Origin of the sequence: Clostridium sp. KNHs205 (assembly GCF_000702945.1) — a bacterium.
In the GTDB taxonomy this organism is placed as follows: domain Bacteria; phylum Bacillota; class Clostridia; order Lachnospirales; family Lachnospiraceae; genus Anaerocolumna.
In genome coordinates this window covers 847,967-860,063 of sequence record NZ_JNLE01000005.1, presented here as the reverse complement: position 1 = coordinate 860,063, position 12,097 = coordinate 847,967, and the positions used below count along the sequence as shown (strand labels likewise).

At 37.0% G+C, this 12,097-nt stretch carries 10 protein-coding genes; all 10 read left to right on the top strand.

Annotated features, from left to right (window positions below):
• Positions 1-161 precede the first annotated feature (161 nt).
• The gene (locus BR73_RS0123355) at positions 162-2,540 is read left to right on the top strand and encodes a ribonucleoside triphosphate reductase (RefSeq protein ID WP_033168230.1); all 2,379 of its coding nucleotides are present in this window, start codon (positions 162-164) and stop codon (positions 2,538-2,540) included.
• A gap of 110 nt (positions 2,541-2,650) precedes the next feature.
• Entirely contained in the window at positions 2,651-3,484 is an 834-nt protein-coding gene (thyA, locus tag BR73_RS0123350; protein WP_033168229.1) for a thymidylate synthase, read from the top strand.
• A gap of 229 nt (positions 3,485-3,713) precedes the next feature.
• Entirely contained in the window at positions 3,714-4,172 is a 459-nt protein-coding gene (locus BR73_RS0123345) for a hypothetical protein (protein ID WP_033168228.1), read from the top strand.
• 203 nt (positions 4,173-4,375) lie between these two features.
• The gene (locus BR73_RS0123340; protein WP_033168227.1) at positions 4,376-5,140 is read left to right on the top strand and encodes a hypothetical protein; all 765 of its coding nucleotides are present in this window, start codon (positions 4,376-4,378) and stop codon (positions 5,138-5,140) included.
• A 17-nt stretch (positions 5,141-5,157) separates the two neighbouring features.
• Positions 5,158-6,789: an Mbeg1-like protein gene (locus BR73_RS0123335; RefSeq protein ID WP_033168226.1), complete on the top strand. Its 1,632-nt coding sequence runs from the start codon at positions 5,158-5,160 to the stop codon at positions 6,787-6,789.
• Positions 6,790-7,014: 225 nt separating this feature from the next.
• On the top strand, positions 7,015-7,800 hold the full coding sequence (locus BR73_RS0123330; protein ID WP_033168225.1) for a hypothetical protein: 786 nt from the start codon (positions 7,015-7,017) through the stop codon (positions 7,798-7,800).
• Between the two features lie 16 nt (positions 7,801-7,816).
• Positions 7,817-9,451, top strand: coding sequence for an Mbeg1-like protein (locus BR73_RS0123325; RefSeq protein ID WP_033168224.1), 1,635 nt, complete (start codon positions 7,817-7,819; stop codon positions 9,449-9,451).
• Between the two features lie 21 nt (positions 9,452-9,472).
• Positions 9,473-9,742 (top strand): hypothetical protein, encoded by a 270-nt coding sequence (locus BR73_RS0123320; RefSeq protein WP_033168223.1) that lies wholly within the window; start codon positions 9,473-9,475, stop codon positions 9,740-9,742.
• Between the two features lie 17 nt (positions 9,743-9,759).
• The gene (locus BR73_RS0123315; RefSeq protein WP_033168222.1) at positions 9,760-10,038 is read left to right on the top strand and encodes a hypothetical protein; all 279 of its coding nucleotides are present in this window, start codon (positions 9,760-9,762) and stop codon (positions 10,036-10,038) included.
• A 463-nt stretch (positions 10,039-10,501) separates the two neighbouring features.
• On the top strand, positions 10,502-11,914 hold the full coding sequence (gene ltrA, locus BR73_RS0123310; RefSeq protein ID WP_033164476.1) for a group II intron reverse transcriptase/maturase: 1,413 nt from the start codon (positions 10,502-10,504) through the stop codon (positions 11,912-11,914).
• Positions 11,915-12,097 lie beyond the last annotated feature (183 nt).

Below are 12,097 nucleotides of genomic sequence, written 5' to 3'. Positions count from 1 at the left end.
TTTGTAATCCACAAACAGATTCGTGCAAGTATATCAGCTGCAAGTAGATAAGCATGTAACAGGAATATTTTTTTTGGTGCAGTATCTTATGCAGACTTGTTATTTAGACGAAGTATCAGCAGATAGTTACGGATTGGAATGATAATAAAAGGGGGAAAATTATGATTCAGGTTGTAAAAAGAGATGGAGAAATAGCCGATTTTAATCTGGCTAAAATATCCGGAGCAATTGAAAAGGCCTTTACGGCAACGGAAAAATTCTATACGGGTGATATCATAAATTTGCTGACACTCAGAGTAACAGCAGATTTCCAGCAGAAGATAAAGGAAGATAAGATTACAGTGGAAGATGTACAGGACAGTGTGGAACATGTCCTTGAACAGACAGGCTATACTGATGTAGCCAAAGCCTATATCCTTTATCGTAAGAACAGGGAAAAAATCCGTAATATGAAATCCACCATCCTGGATTATAAAGAAATCGTTAACAGTTATGTAAAAGAAGAGGACTGGCGTGTAAAAGAGAACTCCACAGTTACCTATTCCGTAGGAGGACTAATTCTGCATAATTCCGGTTCGGTTACAGCAAATTACTGGCTGTCTGAAATTTATGATGAAGAAGTAGCAGCAGCTCACAGAAATGCAGATATTCATTTACATGACCTGTCCATGCTCACCGGTTACTGTGCCGGCTGGTCCTTAAAACAGTTAATTAAGGAAGGCCTTGGAGGAATACCTGGAAAGATTACCTCCTCCCCTGCAAGCCATCTGTCCACCCTCTGTAATCAGATGGTCAATTTCCTTGGTATCATGCAGAATGAATGGGCCGGAGCACAGGCTTTCTCCTCCTTTGATACCTATCTGGCTCCTTTTGTTAAAATAGATGACCTGTCCTATAAGGAAGTAAAACAATGTATACAATCCTTTATTTACGGAGTAAATACCCCCAGCCGCTGGGGAACCCAGGCACCCTTTTCCAACATTACGCTGGATTGGACAGTGCCGGCAGATCTTGCAGAGCTGCCCTGTATCGTAGGCGGTAAGGAAACAGATTTCTGCTATAAAGACTGTAAGAAAGAAATGGATATGGTGAATAAAGCTTTCATTGAAATAATGATTGAAGGTGATGCCAACGGCAGAGGCTTCCAGTATCCTATTCCCACCTATTCCATAACAAGAGATTTTGACTGGTCTGATTCTGAGAACAATCGTCTTCTTTTTGAAATGACAGCAAAATACGGAACACCTTATTTCTCAAATTATATCAACAGTGATATGGAACCCAGTGATGTTCGCTCCATGTGCTGCAGACTTCGTCTGGATTTAAGAGAACTCAGAAAGAAAACCGGAGGTTTCTTCGGTTCCGGTGAAAGTACCGGCTCCATTGGTGTAGTAACTATTAATATGCCCCGTATAGCATATCTGGCTGATTCTGAGAAGGATTTCTTCCTGCGGCTGGACAGAATGATGGATATCTCCGCTCGTTCCCTCCATGTGAAACGTGGCGTTATAACAAAGCTTTTAAATGAAGGACTTTACCCTTATACCAAACGCTATCTTGGCACCTTTGACAACCATTTCTCAACCATCGGCCTGCTTGGAATGAACGAAGTCGGACTCAATGCAACCTGGCTGGGAAAGGATATGACAAATGAAGAGACACAAGCCTTCAGTGTTAAGGTATTAAATCATATGAGAGAGCGTTTATCCGATTACCAGGAGAAGTACGGCAGCCTCTTTAATCTGGAGGCAACACCGGCTGAATCCACCAGCTACCGTCTTGCAAAACACGATAAGAAGCATTATCCGGAGATTAAAACAGCGGGAAATGAAGGAGATACACCTTATTACACCAACAGTTCCCACTTACCGGTAGGATTTTCAGAAGATGTTTTTGAAGCCCTGGATATACAGGATGAGCTTCAGACACTTTATACCTCAGGAACTGTATTCCATGCCTTTTTAGGGGAGAAGCTTCCCGACTGGCAGGCAGCCGCCAAGCTGGTCAAGACCATTGCGGAGAATTACAAACTGCCTTATTATACCCTTTCACCCACCTATTCTATCTGCCGTGACCACGGTTACTTAAGCGGTGAGCAGTTTACCTGTCCTCATTGCGGACAGTCAGCGGAAGTATATTCCCGTATCACCGGATATTACAGACCTGTTCAGAACTGGAATGAAGGAAAATCACAGGAGTATAAGAACCGTAAGGTCTATGAAGTAAATAAATCCAGAAAAATGACAGGCTTTCGAACTGTAATAAGCAGCAGTGAGGTATTAAAAGAAGAAGTTGCTGTATCAAAAGAAAAGAAAGCAATGCTCTTTACGACAAAGACCTGTCCTAATTGTAAGATTGCCAAGGAATATTTAAAGGATTTCTCCTATATGACAGTGGATGCGGAAGAGAATCCAGAGCTTGCCAGAAAATACGGAATCATGCAGGCACCCACACTTGTTGTATTGGAAGAGGACAAAGTAAATAAGTACGTTAATGCTTCTAATATCAAACGATATACAGAAGAAGTATTCATTAAGTAAGATATGCTATAAGCCCGGTATTGATAAGGAAGCAAGGGTTAATAATTATCAATACCGGGCTTTTAGGTTATTGTAGAGTACAACGATAAAATAGAGAAGGAGGGAAACCAATGAGTTTAGCAGATAAATATTTTATAGCAACCTGTAAGGATATATTAGAAAATGGTGTATGGGATAAAGGGATGAATGTTCGTCCCCGTTGGGAAGACGGTACACCTGCGTATACGATTAAAAAGTTCGGTGTTGTTCATAGATATAATTTACAGGAAGAATTCCCTTTGACAACGATACGGAAAACAGCTTGGAAGTCTGCAATAGACGAGATTTTATGGATGTGGCAGAAAAAATCCAATAATGTCAATGAGTTAAGCAGCCATATCTGGGATGCATGGGCCAATGAAGAAGGAAGCATAGGAAAAGCCTATGGTTATCAGTTAGGTGTAAAACATAAATATAAAGAGGGTTTATTTGATCAGGTGGATAGAGTGTTATTTGATCTAAAGCATAACCCATCCTCAAGAAGAATCATTACCAATTTATACAATCACAGTGATCTGAACGAAATGGCTTTGGCTCCATGTGCATATTCTATGACGTTTAATGTCACAGGGAATAAATTAAACGGAATGCTGAATCAAAGGAGCCAGGATATGCTTACAGCTGGATGTGGCTTCAATGAGTTTCAATATTCAGCTTTACTTGCAATGATGGCTCAGGTAAGTGGTTTTGAAGCCGGTGAATTCATCCATGTTATTGCAGATACACATATTTATGACAGGCATATACCAATAGTAGAGGAACTGATAAAAAGGGAACCAAAAGCTGCACCTATTGTAGAAATTGACGGTGACATTAAAGATTTCTATAAATTTACTGTTGACAGCTTTCAGGTAAAAGAGTATCAGACACATGATTTTAAAGAGAAAATTGAAGTGGCGGTTTAGCCGCTTCTTTTTTTGCGCAAAATCACCCCAATGAATATCAAAAATATGGAAGATTTTTGACAGAAATATCCTAATACGTTATAATTATGTCATATTAGTATTAGAGAAGTAGCAGATAAAAAGTTTGTTTTAATTTGTTTGCTTTAAGTATTTTTATAGTAAATATAATTTGAGATGTTTTAGTTTAATAATGATGCAGTAAAACAATAATTTTAAAAGGAGGAAGGTTATGGCAGGTATATATTGGTATGAATGTAGAATCGAAGAGGCACAGCGTAAGATAGCTTCTTTGAAAGATGAATTGGATAATTTAAATTCGATGAAGAGTGAAGTATCCAATGGTGCAGATATAACGCAGGGTCAAATTGAGAAGAAACGCAAAACAGCAAAGGATTTATTGATGATGGAATCAAGATTGCCACTCGTTCGTAGCTTAAATGATAAAGTTCAAGAAAATGTTGATGATACTTTTCGGTATAATATGTTATCTAAATTTGATGATGCAGATGCAGAGGTTAACTCTGCGATACATAAGGTACAAGAAGAGATAGAGGAACAAAATGAGATTATCAGGCAATGCAGATCAGAAATAATTCGTATCCAGGAAGAAGAAAGAAGAGAGGCTGAAAGAAGAGAGGCAGCAAGAAGAGAATCAGAAAGAAGAGAATCAGAAAGAAACAAAATATAACAGGTATTATACTTCCAGTACGGTATTGAAAGAGAATAATTTGAAATATTCATTAAATAATGGAATGAAGGATGGTATGGAAAATTATTCAGTCCAAGAGATGTTTGAAACATTGGGAGAAAGTAATGTAAGTCAATAGTGCATATGAGGTACAAGATGAGATATACATCGGTAAGAAATTGTAATTCGAAAGGAGAGAAACTGTGATAAATATAAAAAAATATATGAAAGTGGGGATTTTAGTTATGGCAATTACAATGTCGATGGCAGGATTAACTGGATGTAAAATAGCAAAAGATAAAATCGAAAATAAAATTGAGGATAATCTAAAAGTTGAAATAGGTGAAGAGTTTAAAGTTTTTTGGCTGCAAGGCTCGAACTTTGATACGGAATATGAAGCCGAGGTATCCTTGGCTAGTAATCCTGACATTAGTTTTACTGTGTATACTGATAAGTATGGCAATCCAGATGGTTCTTATAAAATTAGTTATTATACAGCAAAGCTTTGGAATGACTTTGCCCAAGAGATAATTAAGGCATTTGATGCTAATGGAATAGAGGCAATTTGTAAAGCATCAGCAGGGAATACTACAACAGAAGTTACCTCCCTGGATATGACAGTAAAAGAGTACATAGAGACGAATCCAAACTTCCATTTTAGCATAGATGTAATTTTGAATGAAAGTGATGCCATGAAGAAAGAAACGTTAAATAAGATAGTAAAAGTATTAGAACATGAGAATGAAGTATATCCAGGTATAAGTATTTACGGTATTTTTTACTTTTTTGATGAAGAGGGATATTCCAAGAGTAAAGCTTATTATGAAAAAACAGTCATGCTTTCTGATACGATATTAAAAGATTATGGTTTAAAGTATTCATGCCTGAATGGGATAAAAGATAATAAGGTAAATGAATCCGTAGATGAGATGTTGAAATCTTTAGAAGATAATAACGTTATTCAATAGTGAATGAGGTGATACCAATGGGATATACGGATAAAGAACTAAGAGATGCAACGCAGATTGCATATATGGACTTGAATGAGGGTTATAAAGAGCTTGTACGATTGAGGGTCAAACCGCCTTATACCATTAAGCAAATTATAAATAACACGATAAATTTGAAAAAGCGGGCACAACTAGAGAATAAAATTAAAGAAGGGGATATATCTATTGATTTGGACTCATGGAAAATCACCCAGATTCATGATACGAATAAGGACAATGGTTTTTATGGATGCATTATTGAGACTTCAGAGAATGAAGCTATCGTAGCTTTTCGTGGAAGTGAATCAACAACAGATGCTCAGTTCGAATATGATTGGATAAATGCAGATATAGGATTACTGAATAATAACCGGACTCCACAGCAGGCAGAAGTTGATGTGTTCCTATCAGCTATTAAAGACAACGGATATTTGGATAAGTATACATATGTAGCCTCCACAGGACATTCTTTGGGAGGAAATCTCTCTGACTACTTTACTATTAAAGCCGCTAATGATTTTAGTGATAAAATTAAACAAAGTGTTAATTTTGACGGACCTGGTTTTTCAAAAGAATTCCTGGAAGATAATAAAAAGGAAATTAACGTTATGTCAGAAATTATGAAGCATTATCAATGGAGTGCTGTAGGTAATCTGCTATTTCCGGTTCCGGGTGTGGAATTTGTTACAACCGATATAAAAAATTATAGTGATACCTCAACTTATTTACAGAATGACTTTGATAAGGAATACTTGTATAACTTAATTTGCAGACATGATACAAGAAGCCTGAAATATGACGAACATGGAAATCTTGTAAATGGTAAAATGGATAATTTAGCCTGGTTTATGGGGAAGATCTCTAAGTTAATTGACAGAATGCCCTCTGCCATAGGTAACTCGCTGAAAGATTCCCTTACCTATTTCCTGCTACATGGAGAAGAAATCAAGAGTCTGTTCGTTGATGATAAAGGTCTTACAACATTGGGGAAAAGTCTGGTGGCTGCCGCAGCTGTTGCTGTGCTGTTAAATCCAATTGGTACCATAGCAATTGCGGCTAAAGTGATTGTTACTGCAGCGGCTGTCGTATTAGCAGCTGTTGGTCTAGAAAGTCTAATCGAATTCATTGAAAGTACTGTGGAAAAGGTAGGAGAATTGGTATCAAATGCAGTAAAAATGGCTGCAAAAAAGTTTGCAGAATTTAAGGACTTTTTAAAAAAAGAAGTTTCCAAAATCAAAGACCTTGCCAAATATGCCATAACATTACTGACAAATAAAGCAGCCAGAGATAAATTGGTAAACGAGGTTGCAGGCAAGATTAGAGATTATAGTGCCGGAATATTAGAGGAGTTAAAAAAAGCCTATTCTCTTATCATATCAGAGGAATTTTTCGATATGAGGATTTGGAACAAGAAATACTTACAGGAAAAGTGGTATGGCAGATTGCTTCTTTCACCCATTCAGGCTGTTGCTTTTAGTTTAGCCGGTTCTTTCCTGGATGCTGGAATTGGCTTTATCAATAAAGTGACGGGAGTATTTGAAGAGGTGCAGGAATTGGATGACAGCTTTGCAAAATTTCTGAATACAAAAGCAGATGAATTGAACGCTGTGGCAGATTTATTGGACTAGCTGGTTGGAGGGAGAGAAACAATGGAGGAATTAAGGATACTGTTAGTAATATGATTTGACGGAGTTGAAAAATAGAATCCCAAAACATCAAATAAATCACTCGCAATCTGCTGTTTCCGGTTCCGGTGGATATACATCAATAAAACTGTAATTCGAAAGGATAGGATTGTGATAATCATAAAAAATATACATCTATAAAAAGCTGTAATTCGAAAGGAGAGAATTGTGATAATTATAAAAAAATATATGAAAGTGGGGATTTTAATTATGGCGATATCAATGTCAATGGCTGGATTAACAGGATGTAAAATGGCAAAAGATAAAATTGAAAATAAAATAGAGGATAATCTAAAAGTTGAAATAGGTGAAGAGTTTAAAGTTTTTTGGCTACAAGGCTCGAACTTTGATACGGAATATAAAGCATATGTATCACCAGTGAGTAATCAGGAAATACGCTTTACAGTATTTGCAGATAAAGATGGAAAATTAGATGGTTCTTATAAAAGTAGTTATTATACAGCAAAAGTCTGGAACGACTTTGCACAAGAGATAATAAAAGAGTTTGACGTAAATGGGCTGGAGGCATTCTGTAAAGCAGAAGCAGGGCCGGCTACAGAAGAAGAAATGTCGATTGTGCCAGAAGTAACTTCACTTGATACAACAGTTAAAGAGTATTTAGAGTTGATTCCAAACTGCGAGTTTGGCATATATGTGATTTTGAATGAAAATGATGCAATGAATAAAGAAACATTAGATAAGATCGTAAAGGTATTAGAAAAGGAGAATGAAATATATCCTGGAATTAGTATTTATGCTAAGTTTTATTTTTATGATGAAGAAGGGTATAAAAAAACCAAAGATTATTTTAAAAGTACAGTATATCCTTCCAGTACGATATTGAAAGAGAATAATTTGAAATATTCATTAAATAATGGAATAAAGGATGGTGTGGTAAATTATTCAGTCCAAGAGATGTTAGAAACATTGGAAGAAAGTAATGTAACTCAATAGCGTATAGGAGGTAAAGATGGGATATACGGATAAAGAACTAAGAGATGCAACGCAGATAGCATATATGGATTTGAGTTATGGATATAATTATCTGGTAGAAATAAAAAATGAAAAACCACCATTTTCCATTAGGCAAATAATAAATAGTACAAAAGATATAAAGATACAAGCAAATCTGGAGGATAAAATAAAAGAAGGCGATATATCGATTGATTTGGATTCCTGGAAAATCACACAGATTCATGATACGAATGATGATAATGGATTTTATGGATGTATTATCGAGACCTCTAATAATGAAGCAATCGTAGCATTTCGTGGAAGTGAAGAACCAAATATAAATAATCAATTGAAACTTGATTGGATTGATGCTGATATCGGATTGCTGAATAGTACAAAGACTTTGCAGCATGAAATAGTTGATAAATTCATAGCAGAAATTAAAAACAACGGATATTTGGATAAGTATACGTATGTGGCCTCCACAGGACATTCTTTGGGAGGAAATCTCTCTGATTACTTTACTATTAAAGCCGCTAATGATTTTAGTGATAAAATTAAACAAAGTGTTAATTTTGATGGACCTGGTTTTTCAAAAGAATTCTTGGAAAGTAATAAAAAAGAGATTGACGCTGTGTCTGGAATAATGAAGCATTATCAATGGAGTGCTGTAGGTAATCTGCTATTTCCGGTTCCGGGTGTGGAATTTGTTACAACCGATATAAAAGATTATAGTGATACCTCAAAATATCTTCAAGATGAACGTAAGGAATATTCATACTATTTAATTGCCAGACATGATACACGAAGCCTGGAATATGATGAACATGGAAATGTCGTAAATGGTAAAATGGATAAATTAGCCTGGTTTATGGGGAAGATCTCTAAGTTAATTGACAGAATGCCCTCTGCCATAGGTAACTCGATGAAAAAAGACCTTGAATATTTCTTACTTCACGGAGAAGAGATCAAGAGCTTGTTCGTTGATGATAAAAAGCTTACAACATTAGGTAAAGAAATGGTGGCTGCCGCTGCTATAGCTGTGCTGTCAAATCCAATTGGTACCCTAACAATTGCAGCTAAAGTGATTGCTACTTCAACTGCTGTTATATTAGCGTCTGTTGGATTAGAGTGTTTAGTCGAATATATTGAAAGTACTGCCGAAAAGGTAGGTGAATTAGTAGCAGAAGCAAAAAAAATAGTTGCAAAAAAGTTTGAAGAATTTAAGGAAGCATTAAAAAAAGAAGTTTCCAAAGTCAAAGATTTGGCCAAATATGCAATAACATTAATAACAAACAAGGCTGCTAGAGATAAATTGGTAGACGAGGCTGCAGGTAAGATTAGAGATTATAGTGCCGGAATATTAGAGGAGTTAAAAAAAGCCTATTCTCTCATCATTTCGGAAGAATTTTTCGATATGAGGATTTGGAATAAGAAATACTTACAGGAAAAGTGGTATGGCAGATTGCTTCTTTCACCCATTCAGACTGTTGCTTTTAGTTTAGCTGGTTCTGTCCTGGATGCTGGAATTGGCTTTATCAATAAAGTGATGGGAATATTTGAAGAAGTGCAGGAATTGGATGACAGCTTTGCAAAATTTCTGAATACAAAAACAGATGAATTAAACGCTGTCGCGGAGTTATTGGATTAGCCGATCGGAGGGAGAGAAACGATGGAAGAATTAATAGTAAATTATTCGAATATAAAGGATGCTGTTAGTGATCTGACGGAGCTGAAAAATAGAATCCAAAAATATTCAAATAAATCATATGCGATGCATCAGAGCTCGGGTTTGGCAGCAGAGGCCATGCTGACCACCGGCAAGTCTTTTACGAAGGTAGCAAAAAAGCTGGAAGAATACATAGAGGACCTGATCAAGGATTTAAATTACGCCTCAAGTACCTTTGAAACCGCAGATAATAAGCTGGCAAATGAAATGTAGTAGAAGGAGATAATATTATGGCAAGTAATGTTGTAATTGTTGACAGTGAGTTTATAACAATGGCGCGTGAGCTTTCAGAAGGTACGGATGAAATAGAAGAAATCATAAAAAAATATAAAGCGATCATAGAGAATCTAACCCAGAAGGGTATTGTTGATATTGCTATCAATAATGTAATGGCTGAAAAGGTTGAGAAGGCAAATGATGTAATAAAACAACTTACGCCGATTATCAATGAGATCTATACAAAGACCATAAATTTTATTGATGATGTTGCAGAGAAAGATGATTTATAATAAAAGTGAATTGTACGGGATTAAACGCTGCAACCCAGTATTCAGGGTGGTGGCGTTTTTTATTGTGCGCCTGGCGGCGCACGTTTCTAATGGGTGAAAGTCCCTAGTCTGCCCTAGTAGTGGGAAAGACACAGCCAAGACCAAGGGTGTCGTGGGTGACTGCGAATCTGAAGGAAGGTGGAGGCAAATCTCTGGTCTGACGAACAGAAATCACATCAGGCTACAGTTAAGGATAAGACTGCAATACAAGTTAAAGTCCAATAACTACTCGGAATTAACTGTAGTAAATGTGGCAGATGGATGGAGAGAAAGAAACGTGTGGTACCCAGGGAGATCTCGTCAGCAAGTGAAAACAGAGTATGAAACTTGTAGTAACAACGAATGACGAGAAGTCAGCCGAGGTCATAGTACCATTTCAGTTGCAAATGATATGGGAAGGACTGAACTTTAGGAGGTACAAGCAATGAAAGTAACTGATAGTAGATTTAAGAACAGACAACTTCATATGGAAGACTATCTGCAAATGGTATCTGCGGAACAGAAAGAGGATGCAGAAGTGTTCGACTACGGGAAGATTACTGAAAAGAGCGGTATCATCACAAACTATTGGATGAATAATCTCTTGGAATTGATTTTGCGAAAAGATAACCTCAACAAGGCATATAAGCGAGTGAAATCAAATAAAGGAGCAGGTGGAACGGATGGAATGCAGGTGGATGAACTTCTGCCCTACTTAAAGGAAAACCAAGACACCTTAATTCAAGAGATAAAGGGAGGCAGATTTAAGCCAAACCCAGTTCGAAGGGTAGAAATACCAAAAGAAACAAAAGGTGAGTTCAGAAAGCTTGGAGTTCCAACCGTGGTTGACCGAGTTATCCAACAAGCAATCATACAAGAACTAACGCCTATCTACGAGGAGCAGTTCTCAGAAAACAGTTTTGGTTTTCAGCCGAAAAAAGGTGCACATGATGCACTGAAACAATGCCAAAAGAATGTAAACGAAGGCTACGTATATGTGGTTGATATGGATTTGGAAAAGTTCTTTGATACCGTATGCCAGAGTAAGCTGATTGAGGTATTGGGAAGAACCATCAAAGATGGCAGAGTTATCTCTTTGATACATAAATACCTCAATGCTGGAGTGATAACAAAAGGGGTGTTTAAGAAAACAGAGGTCGGCATGCCACAAGGTGGACCATTAAGTCCATTGCTAAGTAATATCATGCTAAATGAGTTGGACAAGGAACTTGAAAGCAGAGGACATAGGTTTGTCCGATACGCAGATGATTGCATGATTTTCTGTAAAAGCAAAAAGAGTGCAGAAAGAACCTTGGAAAACATCATACCATTCATTGAGAAAAGGCTATTTCTGAAAGTGAATAGGAAGAAAACGCAAGTCGCGCACATCAGTAAAGTTAAATATCTTGGATATACATTCTATAGATATAGAGGTAAATGCAGATTTAGAGTACATCCGAAATCCGTAACAAAGATGAAAGACGCAATACGAAATCTGACAGACCGAAACAATGGCATGAGCAACACAGCGAGAGAAGATAAATACCAACAGTTTGTGAGAGGATGGATAGAGTACTTTAAACTCGCAGATATGAAGAATCTTCTAAAAGGCATAGATGAATGGGCTAGACGCAGAATACGAGCGGTCTATTGGAAACAGTGGAAGAAAATCAAGACAAAGTACAGAATGCTTAGAGCCATAGGATGTGAGCATTGGAGAGCCAAAGAACTTGCCTGTAGTAGAAAAGGGTACTGGCGCATGGCGCAAGTGCTGAACCAGATATTTTCTAATAAAATAATAGCCAAGCTAGGATATACATCCATGCTTGACTATTATCTGATAGTTTATGAAAACTAAAGAACCGCCGTATACGGAACCGTACGTACGGTGGTGTGGGAGGTCGGTAGATAAAATAATTATCTACCTCCTACCCGATTGATGATTAATGATCATGACATTTTTTTAAATAAGGAAATGGCTGTTATCTGGTTTATTTCATCGGTTTATTCTGATTTATCTGTTGGTTTATTCTCTCTTGAA